We start from the raw sequence: 17,069 nt of genomic DNA on the forward strand, positions 1-17,069 counted from the left end.
GTTTCGCTTGTGCGTCTGGCAAGCTGCATGGCGCGACAAGCTTGTCCGGCATGGCAAGCTGGTGGAAACTTGCGCGGTGTCATGAGCCGGAGATGGGCGGGCACGGAAAATGCCGAGACACGTCATTCTTTGCCCACACCATGGACACGCCGATCTGCAACGACCCTCAACTGGACAATGGATGCGCGCCCCGCGACACTGGACACAGCTTGTCCAGCCCGTGGACGGTACAGATCGCCACCGGGCGCGCCGGCGACCCCGCTTTCCGCGCCCAATGGCTGTCCCTGGTGGAAGGAGGGCAAAGTGCCCAAAAGCTGTATCAGTTGCCGGCATTTTTCGACGCTATCGCCGACTCGGACGGCGGCCAAGCGCCGGTCGAGCTGGTCACTGTCACCCGGGCCGGGACCTTGCTGGCGGTGGTGCCCGTCCGGTTCGGCGTGCTGGAACTGGCGTTCAATATCGGACCGCTGGTGTTGTGGCGCAAGCAACTTGCAACAATGAGCATGCTGGGCAGTCTCCCGGCCCAGGGCAGCCATCAGGTCCCGCTCGCCCTGGTGGCAAGCGAGGTCCTGGCCTTGTATCCGCAGGCCGCCGCCGTATTCCTGCAAGCATTGCCGCGCGAGGGCGGCCATTGGCAGCAATTACTGGAGGGAAGGGCCCAGGGTGTGCAGCCGGCAATGGTCAGCGACTGGCGCGCCTGCCACACCATGCCGGTACCGCCGTCGGTGGAGGCCTACATGCAGCAGTTCACCAGCAAGAAGCGCTATAACATCAGGCGCCAGGTGCGCCAGTTGGCCGATGCCTGCGGGCCGGTCAGCCTGTCGCGGATCGCGCAGGCGAACCAGATTGATGCCTTGTTTGACGCGCTGGCGCACTTGCTCGACCGCGACGCCGGGGCGGCCCTGCAGCGCCGGCTGACGGTAGACGCCCTCGCGCGCCATAGCTTGCTGTTATGCTACGTGCTGCGCGCGGGCGAAGCGGTGATGGGCGTGATCGTCGCCACTCGCTCATCGAGCGTGCTGCATATTCACAACATCTTTACCAATGAGGGCTACCGTCACCTGTCCGTGGGGGCGACCGTCATGCAACTGGCGATGGAAGATCTAATTGGCATGAACTGTTTTAAACTGATCGACTTCGGTTACGGAACGCCTAAGCATGCGTTCAGCTCATCGCAGCTTCTGGAGATGCGGGCCCAGGTCGCCGTGGTGCGCCGCAGTCAAGCCATCCGCCACCTGTTCGCCGCCCATCAGGCATGTCAAGCCGTGGCCGAACAGCTGGTCGGCCTCGCCAAAAAGATGCGCTCAGCCTGGCGCCGGGCGCGCCGCGCCAGCCAAGCACGGGTGAGCATGTTCCGATGAGCCGGCGTGCCCATTGCCCCCGTTGTACCCGCCCGCTGTCCGCCTGCATCTGCCGCTGGATTACACCGGTGCACAGCGCGGCGCCCTTGCTGATCCTGCAGCATCCGCTGGAAGTGAACAATGCCAAAGGCAGCGCACGCCTGCTGCAGCTCAGTGTCGACCAGGCCGCGCTGGCGGTCGGCGAAAGCTTCGACCCCCAGGCCCTGGCCGCCATGCTGTCAGAGGGTGGCCGCCTGCCCGTGCTGCTCTATCCGGACCTGCCTGGCGAGCGGGAACTCGGCCTGCCGGCGCCGCCGGCCTGCGAACCCGCGCAGATGGCCGACCCCGCCCGTGTGCGCCTGGTGATACTGGACGGGACCTGGCGCAAGAGCCGCAAGATGCTGTACCTGAACCCGGCGCTGCAAGCCCTGCCACGGCTGGCACTGGCGGCAGTGCCGGCAACGCATTACACCATCCGCAAGGCGCACGCGCCGCACCAGCTATCGACCTTGGAAGCTGCCTGCCACGCGCTCGGCCAGCTGCACGGGGACGACACGGCCTTCCTGCCGCTGTTGCAGGCCTTTGATGACTTTGTTGCGCATTTCCATGCTACCTCGGGCAAACTTGCACTATCGGCCAGACACGGATTGGCGAATCGCGCTTGAATCGCCGGAGCGGTGGCCGTAGAATACTGTATGTTTATACAGTTCAGAGGCAGCCGTGAGCGATCCCAACAATCAGTCTGAAGAACGCGTCATGCTGCCGCCGCGGCCGCTGTCGGCTACCAAGGGCAGGGGCGCCGTATCCAATCTCCAGGGGCGGTACGAAGTCAACGGCCGCGAAAGCTTTGACGACGGCTGGACCCATGACGATGAACAGGCCCCACCTTTCAAGACCCAGGTTACGGACGAGTTCGCAAAAACCATCCTGAGCCGCAATGCCTCGCCCGACATTCCATTTGATGTCTCGCTCAATCCCTACCGCGGCTGCGAGCATGGCTGCATTTACTGTTTCGCCCGTCCCACCCACAGCTATCTGGGCCTGTCCCCGGGCCTGGACTTTGAAAGCCGCCTGTTTGCCAAGGTAAATGCGGCCGATCTGCTGCGCCGTGAACTGGCCAAGCCTTCCTATGTGCCGCAGTCCATCGCCATTGGCGTCAACACCGATGCCTACCAGCCTTGCGAGCGCGAATTGCGCATCACGCGCCGGGTGCTGGAAGTGCTGCACGACTGCGAGCATCCGGTGGCAATGATATCCAAGTCATCGCTCATGGAGCGCGATATCGACCTGCTGGCGCCCATGGCGGCCAAGAACCAGGCCATTGCCGCCATCACGCTCACCACGCTTGACCCCGCTATCTCCCGCACGCTCGAGCCACGGGCCGCGGCGCCCGCGCGCCGGCTACGCACCATCCGCACGCTGGCAGAGGCAGGCATCCCGGTCCGCGTGAGCGTGGCGCCTGTCATTCCTTTCGTGACCGAGCCGGAACTGGAGCGCGTCCTGGAAGCGGCGCGCGATGCCGGTGCCGTCAGCGCCCACTACGTGGTGCTGCGCCTGCCGTGGGAGGTCAACCCCCTGTTCCAGCAGTGGCTGGAGGCGCACTTTCCGGAGCGGGCCCAGCGGGTGATGAACCGCGTGCGCGACATGCGGGGTGGCAAGGACTACGACAGCGACTTCAGCAAGCGCATGCACGGTGAAGGCGTATGGGCTGACCTCATCCGCCAGCGCTTCGTCAAGGCTTGCGAGCGCCTGGGCATGGGGTTGCAGGGCAGCCGTTTCGGACAGCTTGATGCGTCCCGCTTCAGGCGGCCGCAAGTGGTGCCGCCCGCCAAGGTCAAGCAGTGTGGCAACGCTACCGGGCAGCTCGACCTGTTTTCCTGACGCGCGCACGCAAATGGAGGCTATAGCGAACCGAGAAAGGCTTCAATAGCAAACACGTGTGGATCGTCCTTGCCCATGGCGCGCAAGGCTTGCGCCAGTTCCATCAGATAGTCACGGTTCGGGCCGCTGGGTCCGTGCGAGGCAGCAATGTGGACGGCAATGTCGTATTCGCTGGCCGGACCGAGGAAGGCGGCGTTGTCGGCGGTGGCAATGTAGACCAGGCCTTCCGTGGTGGTGGCGTCATCAAAGGTGATGTCCGTGGCCAGGCGCAGATAGCCGTTCTTTTCGCGATGATCGAGGTGGGCGAATACCTGCGGCGTGATCAGGTAGGCCATGCCGTCGCAGACGGCGCCGGCCGCGTGCACCAGGGTCACCACCCGGCCGGGAGCCGCTTCGGTTCCCCGGTGGTCGTGCGAGCCCTGCCAGAAGCGGCGCGTCCAGTTGGCAATGCTGGCGGGGCGGCGCTCAATGAATGGGAAGTCCGCCTTGTAAATCAATGAGCCATAGCCGAACAGCCACACGCTGTGGTGGCCGTCGAATTTGTCCATGCGCTGGTTGATGGCGATGGTGTCGTGGGACATGGGTGCCTCTGCAACAATCGTAGGGACATTATAGATGGGGTGCCAATCCGGCGCTGGGCGGTAATCTGCCTGCGGCCAGTGCGGCGCCGTTCTCCGGGCGCCGCGCGCAGGGATTCGATCACTGCAGCGGCAGGTGCCCGCTGTGGCGCTGTGCCGCTGTGCCGCGCTGCCTATTGCCCGGCGCTTATTGCCAAGCCTGCCACCTTCATGCCGCAGTCTCGTTCGGGCGCGGCTGTGGCACCGGAACATTCCAGTCGTGCGCCAGCATGAACTGATGCAGGAATGCGATAAAACTTTCTGCTGCAGGCGAGAGCGAGCGGTTATCACGCCGGTACACAAAAAAACGGCGCGTCAGTTCCGGCTCGTGCAGCTGGCGCATCTGCAGCTGGTGCAGCCTGACAAGCGGTTGCGCGTACGGCAGGCATACCGTAATGCCCAGTCCGGCGGCCACCATGGCCAGGGCCGTGGTCATGAAGGTGACTTCGTTGGCCGGATCAATCTGTACGTCGCGCAGTGCGCCATGCATGTCACTGAGCAGGCGTTCGGTGAACTGGCCCTGCAGCGAGATGAGGGGATAGCCAGCCAGGTCATGCCAGGCAAGCCGCGTGCGCTGTTCCAGCGCATGGCCGGCCGGGAATACCACGGCAAAGGGCATCTCAAACAGCACCGTGGCCGCGATCTGCGCGAGCGCATCGCGTTCCGGTCCAATGCCCAGGTCCACTTCGCCGCTGAGCACCCGTCCCGTCACCTGTTCCACCGCACAATCGACCAGGCGCACCTGGATATCCGGATGGGCCCGGCGATAGCTGGCAATGATCTCCGGCAGCAGTGTGCACGACATCAGTTGCGGCGCGGCCACCCGCACAACGCCTTTTTTTAATTGCGTATGATTGGCGATATCGAGCAAGGCACCATCGAGGTCGTCAATGGTCTTGGAAAACAGCGGGTAGAGTTCGCGCCCAATGTCGGTCAGTGCAATCTTGCGGGTGCTGCGGTCCACCAGCCGGATACCGAGCGTCTGCTCCAGTTCCTTGATCAGGCCCGACAACGCCGCCTGCGTCACGTGCAGGTACTCGGCAGCAAGCGTGAAGCTGCCGGTGCGGGCGAGGGCGACGAAGGCGCGCAATTGGCGCAAAGTGGGATTCATAAGATGATCTGATATATAGCTTTGAAAATATTGTTTGTATGATAGTTCGTTTTGGCCTTTAATAGTGGCAATTACACTGGGAGCACAGCATGCAGATCCAACGAATTCACCATGTAGCCTATCGCTGCAAGGACGCCAAGCAGACCGTTGAGTGGTACGTCAAATATCTCAACATGGATTTTGTGCTGGCCATTGCCGAAGACACGGTGCCCTCGACCGGCGCCTACGATCCTTACATGCACGTCTTTCTCGACGCCGGCAACGGCAACGTGCTGGCTTTTTTCGAACTGCCGTTGCAGCCATCGATGGGCCGGGACGAAAACACCCCGCAATGGGTGCAGCACCTGGCGCTGGAAATCGGCTCCATGGATGAACTGCTGGCGGCCAAGGCGCGCCTGGAGGCGGACGGGATCGACGTGGTCGGGCCCACCAACCACACCATTTTCCAGTCGATTTACTTCTTCGACCCCAACGGCCACCGCCTCGAGCTGTCGGTCAATACCGCCACCGACGAGATGAAGCAAAAGCTCGATGCCGTGAAGTGGGACATGCTCAATGAATGGGCCGAGACCCGCAAGGCGCCCAAGCATGCGGCCTGGATGCACGAGAAGCACTAAGCACACACACGCATCACCAAGGACAGAACAATGAAACTCGCTACACTCAAAAATGGCACGCGCGATGGCGCGCTGGTGGTGGTCAGCCGCGACCTGACGCGTTACCAGAAGGTCCCCAAAATCGCGGCCACGCTGCAGTTCGCGCTCGATAACTGGGACAGCGTGGCTGAACGCCTGCAAGCCGTCTACACGGCCTTGAACGACAACGCCACCTGGGACGCCCAGCCCTTTGCCGAGTCGCTGTGCCACTCGCCGCTGCCGCGTGCCTACCAGTGGGCCGACGGCTCGGCCTACATCAACCACGTGGAACTGGTGCGCAAGGCGCGCAATGTCGATGTGCCGGCTTCGTTCTATACCGATCCCCTCATGTACCAGGGCGGCTCCGACTCGTTTGTGGGCCCGCACGATCCGATCTACGCCTTGTCGGAAGAGTGGGGCATTGACCTGGAAGCGGAAGTGTCGGTCATTACGGGCGACGTGCCGATGGGCGCTACCGTGGAAGAGTGCGCCGGCGCGATCCGGCTGGTCATGCTGGTCAACGATGTCTCGCTGCGCAATCTGATCCCGGGCGAGCTGCTCAAGGGCTTCGGCTTTTTCCAGTCCAAGGCGGCCAGCGCCTTTTCGCCGGTGTGCGTGACGCCCGACGAACTTGGTGGTGCGTGGCAGGACAGCAAGCTGCACCTGCCGATCACCGTTCACATCAACCAGCGGCCCTTCGGCAAGCCCAATGCGGGCGAGGACATGACCTTCAATTTCGCGCAGCTGGTCGCGCATGCGGCCAAGACGCGCGAGCTGGCCGCCGGCACCATCATTGGCTCTGGCACGGTGTCGAACAAGCAGGGCGACCTGCACGGTTCGAGCATTGAAAACGGCGGCGTCGGCTACTGCTGCCTGGCCGAGGTGCGCATGTACGAAACCATCGAGCAGGGCGCGCCCAGGACGTCCTTCCTGCAGTTTGGGGACAATGTACGCATCGAGATGTTTGATGCCGATGGCGCCAGCATCTTTGGCGCCATCAATCAGGATGTGGCCAGGTACGAGGGGCCCACGCGATGAAGCTGTACGACTATTTCCGCAGCTCGGCTGCGTACCGCGTGCGCATCGGCCTCAATCTCAAGGGGCTGGCCTATGACGCCGTGCCGGTACACCTGGTCCGCGACGGCGGCGAGCACCTCAAGCCCGAGTACCGCGCCATCAATCCCAGCGCACTGATACCTGCGCTGCAAGATGGCGGCGCCACCATCACGCAGTCGCTGGCCATCCTGGAGTATCTCGACGAGGTTCATCCGCTGGTGCCAATCCTGCCGCGCGACGCCCTGGGCCGCGCGCGCGTACGCTCGCTGGCGCTGGCCATCGCCTGCGATATTCATCCACTGAACAACCTGCGCGTGCTGCGCTACCTGGTCAAGGAAGCCGGCCTGACCGAAGAGGCGAAAACCGCCTGGTACGTGCACTGGGTGCGCGAAGGCTTTGCCGCGCTCGAAGCGCAGCTTGCAGCGTCGGCGGACACGGGGCGTTTCTGCCATGGCGACATGCCCACCCTGGCCGACATCGTCCTGGTGCCGCAGGTGTTCAACGCCGCGCGCTTCAATGTCGACATGAGCGCCTATCCCACCATGGCCCGTATCGATGCCGCCTGCCGCGCTTTGCCCGCATTTGAGGCGGCCCATCCTGCCAAGCAGGCGGACGCCGAATAGCACACGCCAAGCCCACGCAAAAACGCCGTCCGTGCGCAAGGCAGGGACGGCGTCGTGACAACGGCCGGTGTCAGTGTCAGTGCTTGGCGGTCGACATGTCCGGCTCGGACGGCGTCGAAATCTCTTCCAGCGCCTGTTCGATGCCCTTGGACTGGCTGGTTGCCATGTCGCCCAGCGACACGATGCCAATCAAGCTGTGCGACTGCTGGTCTACAACCGGCACGCGGCGAATCTGCACGTCGCCCATCTGGCCCAGGACTTCATCGACCGACTGGCCTGCGTAGCAGGTGCGCACGTCGGTGCTCATCACGTCGCCCACGCGCGTGCTTTCAGGCGCCTGGCCGGCTGCGGTGGAGCGTACGGTAATGTCGCGGTCGGTGATCATGCCCACCAGCTTTTCGCCGTCGACAACCGGGATCGAACCGACATTGAATTCATCCATCATCTGCGCGGCGCGGCGCACGGTCTCTTCCGGCGAAATGCATTGAACGTCGCGGGTCATTACTTCTTGAATCGTTTGCATCATGAGCCTCCATAGCTAAATGAATATCGAACTGCGATTTCCCTGCGTGGCAGGGTTTTGTCAATAATGCACTTTTTTCGTAAAGTCTGACGCGTGGTTGAAATGGCATTTACAATCGATGCCTTTGGATCGCCTCATCACCGATGTCTTCCAGCATTCCCGCTCCCATCCTTGATGCCTTCGCGCGCGCACATTCTTCGTGGCATCCCCATTTGACCGCTGGCCTGGAAGCAATGATGCGGGCGCAGCCGTCGTACCTGCCGCAGCTTGCCGGGGACGCCTATCTTCCGACTGAGCAGCGCCTGTTCGCCGCCTTTGCGCTGCCGCTCGACAAGGTACGCTACGTGCTGGTGGGCGAGGGGCCGTATCCGCGTGCGGAAAGTGCGACCGGCGTGTGCTTCATGGACGGCGCCGTGGGCGAGTTGTGGTGTGCCTCCGGCCTGTCCAAGCCAGTCAACAAGGCAACGTCGTTGCGCAATTTCATGAAGATGCTGCTGGTGGCCGATCAGCGCCTGCAGTCGGGCAACACCGGCGGTGCTGCCCTGGCGCCCATTGCGGCGCAGCTTGAGGCGCACGGAAATATCAAGACGCTGGCGCAGTTGCAGGACAACCTGATGGCCCAGGGGTTCTTATTGCTGAACGCCTCGCTCGTGTTCCGCCACCATGTTGCGCCGGCCATTGATGCCAAGGCCTGGCTCCCCTTTCTCGACACCGTCTTGCAGGCCCTGCTGCCGGTAGCGCCAACCCTGGTTTTGTGGGGCAAGATTGCCGAGCAGCTCAAAAAGCTGCCCTGTACGGCCGGCTTCCCGCAGGTGGCGTCGGAACACCCCTACAACCTCAGCTTCATCGACCACGTGGACATGCAGAATTTGTTCCGCCCGATGCGCTTGCTGCACTGCGGCGAAAAATAGGGCGTCCGAGACAGGACCCGGCAAATTTGATATACTTGACTAAATCGTTCAACTAATCAGGGCTTTATTTTTCCCTGGCAGGCATCGTGAATGCGCTGCGTGAATGAATTTAGGCAATATTTTAACATGACCGGGGTTGAGATGCGTCTGACCACTAAAGGCCGTTTTGCTGTGACTGCGATGATCGATCTTGCCCTGCGACAGGGCAAGGGACCGGTTACGCTCGCCGGCATCAGCCAGCGCCAGGCCATTTCCCTGTCCTACCTGGAGCAGCTGTTCGGCAAGCTGCGCCGCCACGAGATCGTGGAGTCCATCCGCGGACCGGGTGGCGGCTACAGCCTGGCGCGCCGCGCCGACAAGGTGACGGTGGCCGACATCATCATTGCGGTGGACGAGCCGCTCGATGCGACCCAGTGCGGCGGCAAGGAAAACTGTCACGGCTCGGACGCTGCCACCGGCGCGCGCTGCATGACGCACGAGCTGTGGGCCACGCTCAACGAAAAAATGGTCGACTATCTCGATTCGGTCTCGCTGCAGGACCTGGTCGACCAGCAGAATCACAAGCACGCCGAGCAGGTTGTGGTGGTACACCGCACGCCCGCTGCAGTCGGACAAAATTGAAGCATATTGGAGCAGACCTGATGAACGCACCTCTGGACAAAGAACTCGAGCAGACCTTCGTGACTGCGCCGCACTTCCCCATCTACATGGACTATTCGGCCACCACGCCAATCGATCCGCGGGTGGCGGACAAGATGATTCCCTACCTGCGCGAGCAGTTCGGCAATCCGGCGTCGCGCAGCCACATGTATGGCTGGACTGCGGAAAAGGCAGTGGAGGAGGCGCGCGCCCACGTGGCAGCGCTGGTCGGTGCCGATCCGCGCGAGATCATCTGGACCTCCGGCGCCACCGAGTCCAACAACCTGGCGCTCAAGGGCGCGGCGCAGTTCTACAAGACGCGCGGCAAGCACATCATCACGGTCAAGACCGAGCACAAGGCGGTGCTGGACACCGTGCGTGAACTGGAGCGGGTTGGCTTTGACGCCACCTACCTGGAACCGCAGGACAATGGCCTGATCACAGTCGCTCAGCTCGAAGCTGCCATGCGCCCGGATACCATTCTGGTCTCGGTCATGCTGGTCAATAACGAGATCGGCGTGATCCAGCCAATCGAGGAACTGGCCGCGCTGTGCCGCTCCAGGAATGTCATCTTCCATTGCGACGCGGCCCAGGCCACCGGCAAGGTCGCCATCGACCTGGCCAACAGCAAGGTGGACCTCATGACCTTCACCGCCCACAAGACATATGGTCCCAAGGGCATTGGCGCCCTGTACGTGCGCCGCAAGCCGCGCGTGCGTCTCGAAGCACAGATGCACGGCGGTGGCCACGAGCGCGGCCTGCGTTCGGGCACGCTGCCAACCCACCAGATCGTGGGCATGGGCGAAGCCTTCCGCATCGCCAAGGAAGAAATGGACAGTGAAATCGCCCGTATCACGGCGCTGCGTGACCGCCTGGCCAAGGGCCTGCAGGAAATCGAAGAAACGTACATCAATGGCGACATGGATCACCGCGTGCCGCATAACCTCAACGTGAGCTTCAATTACGTCGAAGGCGAGTCGCTGATCATGGCCATCAAGGACATCGCCGTGTCGTCCGGTTCGGCCTGCACCTCGGCCAGCCTGGAGCCATCCTACGTGCTGCGCGCCCTGGGCCGCAGCGACGAGCTGGCACACAGCTCCATCCGTTTTACCATCGGCCGCTTCTCGACCGAAGCCGACATCGACTTTGCAGTGGACCTGCTCAAGTCGAAGGTCCACAAGCTGCGCGAACTGTCGCCGCTGTGGGACATGTTCAAGGAAGGAATCGACATCAATTCCATCCAATGGGCAGCCCACTAACCGTATTGAATATTCAGGAGTTCTAAAATGGCATACTCGGACAAAGTGTTGGATCACTACGAAAATCCACGTAACGTTGGCGCCTTTGACAAGGGCGACGAGACAATCGGCACCGGCATGGTTGGCGCGCCGGCATGTGGCGACGTCATGAAGCTGCAAATCAAGGTCGGCGCAGATGGCCTGATCGAAGACGCAAAGTTCAAGACCTATGGCTGCGGTTCGGCCATTGCGTCGTCGTCGCTGGTGACCGAATGGGTCAAGGGCAAGACGCTTGACCAGGCGCTGTCGATCAAGAACACCCAGATCGCTGAAGAACTGGCGCTGCCGCCGGTGAAGATTCACTGCTCGATCCTGGCTGAAGACGCGATCAAGGCTGCCGTGTCGGACTACAAGGCCAAGCACCCAACCGCGGCGTAAGCCGGGGTTTCTGCATCACAGCTGGAGAAACTATGGCAATCACACTGACCGAAAAAGCGGCCAAGCACATCAACCGCTACCTGGAACGGCGCGGCAAGGGCATTGGTTTGCGTTTTGGCGTGCGCACCACGGGCTGCTCGGGCCTGGCCTACAAGCTCGAATACGTTGACGAATCGGCGGCCGAAGACAATGTCTTCGAGTCGCACGGCGTCAAGGTATTCGTCGACCCGAAAAGCCTGCCGTACATCGATGGCACCGAGCTCGATTTTACGCGCGAAGGTTTGAACGAAGGCTTCCGCTTCCGCAATCCGCAGGTCAAGGACGAATGCGGCTGCGGCGAGAGCTTCCGCATTTAACGCCTTGACGATGCAGAACCACTTCGACCTGTTCCAGCTTCCCGCGGCCTTTTCCGTGGACATGGCCGCGCTCGACGCGGCATACCGCGATGTGCAGGGCCAGGTCCACCCGGATCGCTTCGTCGGTGCCACCGATGCAGAAAAGCGCGTGGCCATGCAGTGGGCCACCCGCGCCAATGAGGCCTACCAGACGCTCAAGAACCCGCAGAAGCGCGCGCAGTACCTGTGCGAGCTCAATGGCGTGGACCTCGCCACCGAGTCCAACACCGCCATGCCGATGGAATTTTTGATGCAGCAGATGGAATGGCGCGAGGCGCTGGGTGAAGCCCGCTCCGGCGCCGACCTGCCTGCGCTCGAAGCGCTGTCGGCAGAAGTGAAGGCTGACCGCAAGACGCGCACCGCCAGCATCGGCAAGCAGCTCGATGCGGGCGACTTTGAACACGCCGCGCAAGGGGTGAGGGCGCTCATGTTCCTCGACAAATTCGACGAGGAACTGCGTCACGCCTTTGACGCACTCGATCACTGACCGGCCGCACGCGCCGGTCACACCATCGCAGTACTTCCACTTCCGCAGTGGGCCGACTACATAAGAATATATGGCACTTCTCCAGATTTCAGAACCAGGCATGTCCACCGCTCCGCACCAGCACCGGCTGGCCGTGGGCATCGACCTTGGTACCACCAATTCGCTGGTCGCCACCGTGCGCAGCGGCATTCCGGAAGTGCTCAGCGACGAGGACGGCCGCCCGCTGCTGCCGTCCATCGTGCGCTACCTGCCCAATGGCCATGCCAACATCGGCTTCAAGGCGCAGGCGCACCAGACCACGGATCCGAAAAACACCATCGTGTCGGTCAAGCGTTTCATGGGGCGCGGGCTGAAGGACATCGCCTACGCCGAGAACATGCCGTATGCGTTCCAGGATTCGCCCGGCATGGTGCAGATCAAGACCGTGGCCGGCGTGAAAAGCCCGGTCGAAATCTCCGCGCAAATCCTCGCCACGCTGCGCCAGCGTGCCGAAGATTCGCTGGGCGACGACCTGGTAGGCGCGGTCATCACCGTGCCGGCCTATTTTGACGATGCCCAGCGCCAGGCCACCAAGGACGCTGCACAACTGGCCGGCCTGAACGTGCTGCGCCTGCTGAGCGAGCCGACGGCGGCCGCCATCGCCTATGGTCTCGACCACGGGTCCGAAGGCGTGTACGCCGTCTATGACCTTGGCGGCGGCACCTTTGACATCTCCATCCTCAAGCTGTCCAAGGGCGTGTTCGAGGTCCTGTCCACCGGCGGCGACTCTGCCCTGGGTGGCGACGACTTTGACCATCGCCTGTTTTGCTGGATTAACGAGCAGGCCAAGCTGGCACCGCTGTCGGACGAAGACACGGCCACGCTCATGGTCAAGGCGCGCCAGGCCAAGGAACTCTTGTCAACCAATGCCGAGACCATGGTCGACGCCATCCTCAATTCCGGCGAAATCGTGCACGTCAAGGTGACTGCGGAGATTTTCGCCGACATCACCAAGCACCTGGTGGGCAAGACCGTCAACGCCATCAAGAAAGCCATGCGCGACGCCGACGTGTCGGTGGACGACGTGGACGGCGTGGTCATGGTCGGTGGTGCCACGCGCATGCCGCACGTGCGCCGCGCCGTGACAGAATTCTTCAAGACCATCCCGCACGCGAATATCGATCCGGACAAGGTGGTGGCGCTGGGCGCGGCCATCCAGGCCAATCTGCTGGCCGGCAACCGTGCGGCGGGCGACGACTGGCTGCTGCTCGACGTGATTCCGCTGTCGCTTGGCATCGAGACCATGGGCGGACTGGTTGAGAAAATCATTCCGCGCAATTCCACGATTCCCTGTGCCCGTGCCCAGGAATTCACCACCTTCAAGGATGGCCAGACTGCGCTGGCAATACACGTGCTGCAGGGCGAGCGCGAGCTGGTGTCCGACTGCCGTTCGCTGGCGCGCTTTGAGCTGCGCGGCATTCCGCCAATGGTGGCCGGTGCGGCCCGCATCCGCATCACCTACCAGGTCGATGCCGATGGCCTGCTGTCGGTCTCGGCGCGCGAGACGCGCTCCGGCGTCGAGGCGTCCATCGTGGTCAAGCCCTCGTATGGGCTGGCCGACGACGAAGTGGCACGCATGCTGCAGGATTCCTACACCTCGGCGCAGGTGGACATGGTGGCGCGCGCGCTGCGTGAAGAACAGGTGGAGGCCGAGCGCATCCTGCTCGCTACCCAGGCCGCTCTCGATGTGGACGGCGCGTTGCTCTCGCTCGACGAGCGCATGGCGGTCGACGCTGCAATGGCGCAGCTCAAGGAAGTCGCTGGCAGCGATGACGCCGGCGCGATCCACGCGGGCGTGGAAAAGCTGGCGCAGGTGACCGAGGAATTTGCATCGCGCCGCATGGACCAGAGCGTACGCACGGCACTTGCCGGCAAGTCGCTGGACGAAGTTTAAGCATCACGAAAGAGGTTACCCGTGCCACAAATCGTATTTCTTCCCCATCCCGAGTTCTGCCCTGAAGGCGCAGTCATCGAGGCGCCATCCGGCAAATCGGTGTGCGACGTCATGCTGGAAAACGACATCGAAATCGAGCATGCGTGCGACCGCGTGTGCGCCTGCACCACCTGCCACGTGCTGGTACGCGAAGGCTACAATTCGCTCAACGAGCCTGAGGAAAAAGAAGAGGACATGCTCGATCGCGCCTGGGGACTGGAAGCCGTGTCGCGCCTGTCGTGCCAGGCCATCGTCGGCACCGAAGACCTGGTCGTGGAAATTCCGAAGTACACCATCAACCACGCGGCAGAGAAAAATCACTGATCGGAGATGATCATGAGATGGAGCGATATTTCCGCCATTGCGGAAGCGCTGTACGAAAAATATCCCGACGTCGATCCCACCGCCATCCGCTTTACTGACCTGCATAACTGGGTGGTGGGGCTGGACGGCTTTGATGACGACCGCACCCGCGGCGGCGAGAAAATACTCGAAGCGATACAACAGGCATGGATCGATGAAGCGCAATAACGACAGCAAGGCAGCGGAACTGGCGCCGGAAATCCGACCCGGGCAGTCCATCGCGCTGCTGCAGGAACTGCACATCCTCACGCGCGACGGCAAGCTCAATCAGGACAGCCGGCGCAAGCTCAAACAGGTCTATCACCTGTACCAGTTCATCGAGCCGCTGCTCAAGGAACTCTTGCAGGATCATCCCGGCATCTCGCTGGTGGACCACGGTGCCGGCAAGTCCTATCTTGGCTTCATCCTGTACGACCTGTTCTTCAAGAATCTCAACGACGGCTCGCGCATCTACGGCATCGAGACACGCGAAGAACTGGTGCAAAAGTCGACCGAGCTTGCCAAGAAGCTCGGCTTTCCCGGCATGAGCTTCCTGAATTTGTCGGTGGCGCAGGCCACCACATCAAGCCTGCTGCCGGAGCAGGTCGATATCGTGACCGCGCTCCACGCCTGCAACACCGCCACCGACGACGCCATCGACTTCGCGCTCAAGAAGCGTGCCAAATACATGGTGCTGGTACCGTGCTGCCAGGCCGAAGTGGCGACCGTCCTCAAGAAAAACAAGGGCAAGGACCTGGGCAAGAGCGCGCTCACCGAAATCTGGCGCCACCCGATCCACACGCGCGAATTCGGCAGCCAGGTCACCAATGTGCTGCGCTGCCTGCAGCTCGAGGCGCACGGCTACCAGGTCAATGTGACGGAACTGGTGGGCTGGGAGCATTCAATGAAAAATGAGCTGATCATCGCCAGCTACAAGAACCTGCCGCGCAAGCGCCCGTCCGAGCGCCTGCAGGAAGTATTGTCCACGCTCGGCCTCGAAGAAATGGGCGAGCGCTTTTATACCCGGGAATTGACGACATGAGCCACGACGACCAGCAGTGGATTGACCTGCGCAGCGACACCGTGACCTTGCCGGGCGAGGCCATGCGCGCCGCCATGGCCGCGGCGCCCGTGGGCGACGACGTGTACGGTGATGACCCCACGGTCAATCGCCTGCAGAGCGTGACGGCCGAAATGTTCGGCTACGAGGCCGGCCTGTTCGCGCCATCGGGCACCCAGAGCAACCTGATCGCGCTGCTGCTGCACTGCGCGCGCGGCGACGAATACCTGGTGGGGCAGGAAGCGCACACCTACAAGTACGAAGGCGGTGGCGCGGCGGTGCTGGGCAGTATCCAGCCGCAGCCCATCGCCAACCAGCCTGACGGCAGCATCGCCCTGGCGGACATTGAAGCCTACATCAAGCCGGACGACATGCACTTCGCCCGTTCGCGGCTGCTGGCGCTGGAGAACACGATCGGCGGCCGGGTGCTCAGTGCCGAGTACATGGCGGCGGCAACCAGCCTGGCGCACGCGCGCGGACTGGCTACGCACCTCGATGGCGCCCGTGTTTGCAACGCCGCCGTCAAGCAGGGCATCAGCCTGCGCGACGCCGCAAAGGGCTTTGACAGCATATCCGTGTGCCTGTCCAAGGGCCTGGGCGCACCGGTTGGCTCGGTGCTGTGCGGTCCGCGTGAGTTCATCAACGAGGGCAAGCGCTGGCGCAAGATGCTCGGCGGTGGCATGCGCCAGGCGGGCCTGCTGGCTGCTGCCGGCCTGTACGCGCTTGAACACAATGTGCAGCGCCTGGCAGACGATCATGCCAACGCTGCAGAACTGTCGCGCGGCCTTGCAGCCATTCCACAGCTCAAGGTGGCCACGCCCCAGACCAATATCTTTTACGTCGAAGTGCCCCCTGCAGCGGTCGACGCACTGCGCGCGACCTTGCTGCGCGAGCGCATCCGCGCCACCGTTGGCCAGCACACGCGCCTAGTCACGCATCTGAACGTGTCGGACCGGGACGTGGCACGAATCATCTCGGTATTCACCGCATTTTTCCAGGATTGGCGCCCTAGCGCATGAACGACGACTCCACCATCCGCCTCGCCAAACGCGTGGCCGAAATGATTCCCTGCTCGCGCGGCGAAGCCGAACAATACATCGCGGGCGGCTGGATCAGCATTGATGGCGCCGTGGTCGAGGAGCCCGGCGCGCGTGTCGCGGACGAACAGGATGTGACGATCCATCCCGATGCGACGCTGGCCGAAATCCTGCCAGTGACGATCCTCTTGCACAAGCCAGCCGGCGTCAATGCGGGCGTGGGTAGCACCGGCAGCGATCCCATGGCGCTGCTCACGGCCGACACGCTGCTGCAGGCCGAATACGGCAAGCAGCGCTTCCTGCGCCGCCACCTGCACAAGCTGACGCTGTGTGGTCCGCTGGAGACGACGGCAAGTGGGCTGGTGGTGTACACCCAGGATTTCCGCATCGCGCGCAAACTGGTCGACGAAGGCAACCGCGTGGAGCAGGAGTACATCGTCGAGGTCAGCGGCGATATCCGCGAAGGCGGGCTGGCGCACTTGAACCACGGCCTGACCTTCAACGGCAAGGAGATCCCGCCCATGAAGGTGAGCTGGCAGAATGAAACGCGCCTGCGTTTCGCGCTCAAGGGCGTCAAGCCGGGGCAGATTGCCCACATGTGCCGCATGGTCAACCTGACGGTAGTGAGCATGAAGCGCATCCGCATTGGCCGCGTGCCCATGGCCGGACTGCCGGTTGGACAGTGGCGCTATTTGCTTGATCACGAAAAGTTTTGAGCACGCCGCTTCATCTACCGCCAATTGCGCTGAACTGAATTCCCGCGT

General features: G+C 62.5%; 21 protein-coding genes. 18 read left to right on the plus strand and 3 right to left on the minus strand.

Features of this window, described 5'->3' with window-relative positions:
• Positions 1 to 140 precede the first annotated feature (140 nt).
• From KY495_RS16450 to KY495_RS16460, 3 genes are all read left to right on the plus strand, one after another.
• Positions 141 to 1,361: a GNAT family N-acetyltransferase gene (locus tag KY495_RS16450; protein ID WP_219880458.1), complete on the plus strand. Its 1,221-nt coding sequence runs from the start codon at positions 141 to 143 to the stop codon at positions 1,359 to 1,361.
• Entirely contained in the window at positions 1,358 to 2,005 is a 648-nt protein-coding gene (locus tag KY495_RS16455) for a tRNA-uridine aminocarboxypropyltransferase (protein ID WP_219880459.1), read from the plus strand. Before KY495_RS16450 ends, KY495_RS16455 begins: the two co-directional genes overlap by 4 nt.
• A gap of 91 nt (positions 2,006 to 2,096) precedes the next feature.
• Entirely contained in the window at positions 2,097 to 3,221 is a 1,125-nt protein-coding gene (locus KY495_RS16460; protein ID WP_219884286.1) for a PA0069 family radical SAM protein, read from the plus strand.
• 20 nt (positions 3,222 to 3,241) lie between these two features.
• On the opposite strand, the gene KY495_RS16465 is transcribed toward KY495_RS16460, so the two are convergent.
• Both KY495_RS16465 and KY495_RS16470 read right to left on the minus strand, forming a co-directional pair.
• Positions 3,242 to 3,802, minus strand: a complete 561-nt coding sequence (locus KY495_RS16465; protein ID WP_219880460.1) for a gamma-glutamylcyclotransferase — start codon at positions 3,800 to 3,802, stop codon at positions 3,242 to 3,244.
• Positions 3,803 to 4,007: 205 nt separating this feature from the next.
• Entirely contained in the window at positions 4,008 to 4,949 is a 942-nt protein-coding gene (locus tag KY495_RS16470; RefSeq protein WP_219880461.1) for a LysR family transcriptional regulator, read from the minus strand.
• Positions 4,950 to 5,038: 89 nt separating this feature from the next.
• Here KY495_RS16470 and KY495_RS16475 point away from each other — a divergent pair, with 89 nt between their 5' ends.
• Genes KY495_RS16475 through maiA form a run of 3 tightly spaced genes read left to right on the plus strand, consistent with a single transcriptional unit; the run spans position 5,039 to position 7,263 of the window.
• A complete protein-coding gene (locus KY495_RS16475; protein WP_219880462.1) occupies positions 5,039 to 5,566 on the plus strand; it encodes a VOC family protein in 528 nt (175 codons plus the stop codon).
• Positions 5,567 to 5,596: 30 nt separating this feature from the next.
• Positions 5,597 to 6,622, plus strand: coding sequence for a fumarylacetoacetate hydrolase family protein (locus KY495_RS16480; protein ID WP_219880463.1), 1,026 nt, complete (start codon positions 5,597 to 5,599; stop codon positions 6,620 to 6,622).
• Positions 6,619 to 7,263 carry a maleylacetoacetate isomerase gene (gene maiA, locus KY495_RS16485; protein WP_219880464.1) on the plus strand — a complete coding sequence of 215 codons (645 nt, stop codon included), beginning with the start codon at positions 6,619 to 6,621 and terminating at the stop codon, positions 7,261 to 7,263. The genes KY495_RS16480 and maiA overlap by 4 nt, the downstream gene beginning before the upstream one ends.
• Positions 7,264 to 7,339: 76 nt before the next feature.
• Here maiA and KY495_RS16490 read toward each other — a convergent pair whose 3' ends face one another.
• The gene (locus KY495_RS16490) at positions 7,340 to 7,765 is read right to left on the minus strand and encodes a CBS domain-containing protein (protein WP_229518333.1); all 426 of its coding nucleotides are present in this window, start codon (positions 7,763 to 7,765) and stop codon (positions 7,340 to 7,342) included.
• A 164-nt stretch (positions 7,766 to 7,929) separates the two neighbouring features.
• Between KY495_RS16490 and KY495_RS16495 the strand changes: the two genes are divergently transcribed.
• From KY495_RS16495 to KY495_RS16550, 12 genes are all read left to right on the plus strand, one after another.
• A complete protein-coding gene (locus KY495_RS16495; protein ID WP_219880465.1) occupies positions 7,930 to 8,697 on the plus strand; it encodes a uracil-DNA glycosylase in 768 nt (255 codons plus the stop codon).
• Between the two features lie 141 nt (positions 8,698 to 8,838).
• A complete protein-coding gene (gene iscR / locus KY495_RS16500) occupies positions 8,839 to 9,318 on the plus strand; it encodes a Fe-S cluster assembly transcriptional regulator IscR (RefSeq protein WP_219880466.1) in 480 nt (159 codons plus the stop codon).
• Positions 9,319 to 9,338: 20 nt separating this feature from the next.
• Positions 9,339 to 10,595 carry an IscS subfamily cysteine desulfurase gene (locus KY495_RS16505; RefSeq protein WP_219880467.1) on the plus strand — a complete coding sequence of 419 codons (1,257 nt, stop codon included), beginning with the start codon at positions 9,339 to 9,341 and terminating at the stop codon, positions 10,593 to 10,595.
• Positions 10,596 to 10,622: 27 nt separating this feature from the next.
• Positions 10,623 to 11,012 carry a Fe-S cluster assembly scaffold IscU gene (iscU, locus tag KY495_RS16510; RefSeq protein WP_219880468.1) on the plus strand — a complete coding sequence of 130 codons (390 nt, stop codon included), beginning with the start codon at positions 10,623 to 10,625 and terminating at the stop codon, positions 11,010 to 11,012.
• Between the two features lie 32 nt (positions 11,013 to 11,044).
• Entirely contained in the window at positions 11,045 to 11,368 is a 324-nt protein-coding gene (gene iscA / locus KY495_RS16515; RefSeq protein ID WP_219880469.1) for an iron-sulfur cluster assembly protein IscA, read from the plus strand.
• A 10-nt stretch (positions 11,369 to 11,378) separates the two neighbouring features.
• Entirely contained in the window at positions 11,379 to 11,894 is a 516-nt protein-coding gene (hscB, locus tag KY495_RS16520; protein ID WP_219880470.1) for a Fe-S protein assembly co-chaperone HscB, read from the plus strand.
• 70 nt (positions 11,895 to 11,964) lie between these two features.
• On the plus strand, positions 11,965 to 13,827 hold the full coding sequence (gene hscA / locus KY495_RS16525) for a Fe-S protein assembly chaperone HscA (protein ID WP_219880471.1): 1,863 nt from the start codon (positions 11,965 to 11,967) through the stop codon (positions 13,825 to 13,827).
• Between the two features lie 21 nt (positions 13,828 to 13,848).
• Positions 13,849 to 14,190 (plus strand): ISC system 2Fe-2S type ferredoxin, encoded by a 342-nt coding sequence (fdx, locus tag KY495_RS16530; RefSeq protein ID WP_219880472.1) that lies wholly within the window; start codon positions 13,849 to 13,851, stop codon positions 14,188 to 14,190.
• Between the two features lie 12 nt (positions 14,191 to 14,202).
• On the plus strand, positions 14,203 to 14,397 hold the full coding sequence (iscX, locus tag KY495_RS16535; protein ID WP_219880473.1) for a Fe-S cluster assembly protein IscX: 195 nt from the start codon (positions 14,203 to 14,205) through the stop codon (positions 14,395 to 14,397).
• A complete protein-coding gene (locus KY495_RS16540) occupies positions 14,384 to 15,250 on the plus strand; it encodes an SAM-dependent methyltransferase (RefSeq protein ID WP_219880474.1) in 867 nt (288 codons plus the stop codon). Before iscX ends, KY495_RS16540 begins: the two co-directional genes overlap by 14 nt.
• Entirely contained in the window at positions 15,247 to 16,287 is a 1,041-nt protein-coding gene (gene ltaE, locus KY495_RS16545) for a low-specificity L-threonine aldolase (protein ID WP_219880475.1), read from the plus strand. Before KY495_RS16540 ends, ltaE begins: the two co-directional genes overlap by 4 nt.
• The gene (locus KY495_RS16550; RefSeq protein ID WP_219880476.1) at positions 16,284 to 17,021 is read left to right on the plus strand and encodes an rRNA pseudouridine synthase; all 738 of its coding nucleotides are present in this window, start codon (positions 16,284 to 16,286) and stop codon (positions 17,019 to 17,021) included. The genes ltaE and KY495_RS16550 overlap by 4 nt, the downstream gene beginning before the upstream one ends.
• Positions 17,022 to 17,069: the final 48 nt, after the last annotated feature.

Origin of the sequence: Massilia sp. PAMC28688, assembly GCF_019443445.1 — a bacterium.
Classification (GTDB): Bacteria; Pseudomonadota; Gammaproteobacteria; order Burkholderiales; family Burkholderiaceae_D; genus Telluria_A.

Excerpts from the sequence above, each read along its gene's own strand:
- KY495_RS16505 (WP_219880467.1), top strand. The coding sequence starts at position 9,339 with ATGAACGCACCTCTGGACAAAGAACTCGAGCAGACCTTCGTGACTGCG.
- KY495_RS16490 (WP_229518333.1), bottom strand. The coding sequence starts at position 7,765 with ATGACCCGCGACGTTCAATGCATTTCGCCGGAAGAGACCGTGCGCCGC.
- iscU (WP_219880468.1), top strand. The coding sequence starts at position 10,623 with ATGGCATACTCGGACAAAGTGTTGGATCACTACGAAAATCCACGTAAC.
- hscA (WP_219880471.1), top strand. The coding sequence starts at position 11,965 with ATGGCACTTCTCCAGATTTCAGAACCAGGCATGTCCACCGCTCCGCAC.
- KY495_RS16455 (WP_219880459.1), top strand. The coding sequence starts at position 1,358 with ATGAGCCGGCGTGCCCATTGCCCCCGTTGTACCCGCCCGCTGTCCGCC.
- KY495_RS16460 (WP_219884286.1), top strand. The coding sequence starts at position 2,097 with ATGCTGCCGCCGCGGCCGCTGTCGGCTACCAAGGGCAGGGGCGCCGTA.
- hscB (WP_219880470.1), top strand. The coding sequence starts at position 11,379 with ATGCAGAACCACTTCGACCTGTTCCAGCTTCCCGCGGCCTTTTCCGTG.
- iscA (WP_219880469.1), top strand. The coding sequence starts at position 11,045 with ATGGCAATCACACTGACCGAAAAAGCGGCCAAGCACATCAACCGCTAC.
- KY495_RS16465 (WP_219880460.1), bottom strand. The coding sequence starts at position 3,802 with ATGTCCCACGACACCATCGCCATCAACCAGCGCATGGACAAATTCGAC.
- KY495_RS16475 (WP_219880462.1), top strand. The coding sequence starts at position 5,039 with ATGCAGATCCAACGAATTCACCATGTAGCCTATCGCTGCAAGGACGCC.
- iscX (WP_219880473.1), top strand. The coding sequence starts at position 14,203 with ATGAGATGGAGCGATATTTCCGCCATTGCGGAAGCGCTGTACGAAAAA.
- iscR (WP_219880466.1), top strand. The coding sequence starts at position 8,839 with ATGCGTCTGACCACTAAAGGCCGTTTTGCTGTGACTGCGATGATCGAT.
- KY495_RS16550 (WP_219880476.1), top strand. The coding sequence starts at position 16,284 with ATGAACGACGACTCCACCATCCGCCTCGCCAAACGCGTGGCCGAAATG.
- KY495_RS16470 (WP_219880461.1), bottom strand. The coding sequence starts at position 4,949 with ATGAATCCCACTTTGCGCCAATTGCGCGCCTTCGTCGCCCTCGCCCGC.
- ltaE (WP_219880475.1), top strand. The coding sequence starts at position 15,247 with ATGAGCCACGACGACCAGCAGTGGATTGACCTGCGCAGCGACACCGTG.
- KY495_RS16450 (WP_219880458.1), top strand. The coding sequence starts at position 141 with ATGGACACGCCGATCTGCAACGACCCTCAACTGGACAATGGATGCGCG.
- KY495_RS16540 (WP_219880474.1), top strand. The coding sequence starts at position 14,384 with ATGAAGCGCAATAACGACAGCAAGGCAGCGGAACTGGCGCCGGAAATC.
- KY495_RS16480 (WP_219880463.1), top strand. The coding sequence starts at position 5,597 with ATGAAACTCGCTACACTCAAAAATGGCACGCGCGATGGCGCGCTGGTG.
- KY495_RS16495 (WP_219880465.1), top strand. The coding sequence starts at position 7,930 with ATGTCTTCCAGCATTCCCGCTCCCATCCTTGATGCCTTCGCGCGCGCA.
- maiA (WP_219880464.1), top strand. The coding sequence starts at position 6,619 with ATGAAGCTGTACGACTATTTCCGCAGCTCGGCTGCGTACCGCGTGCGC.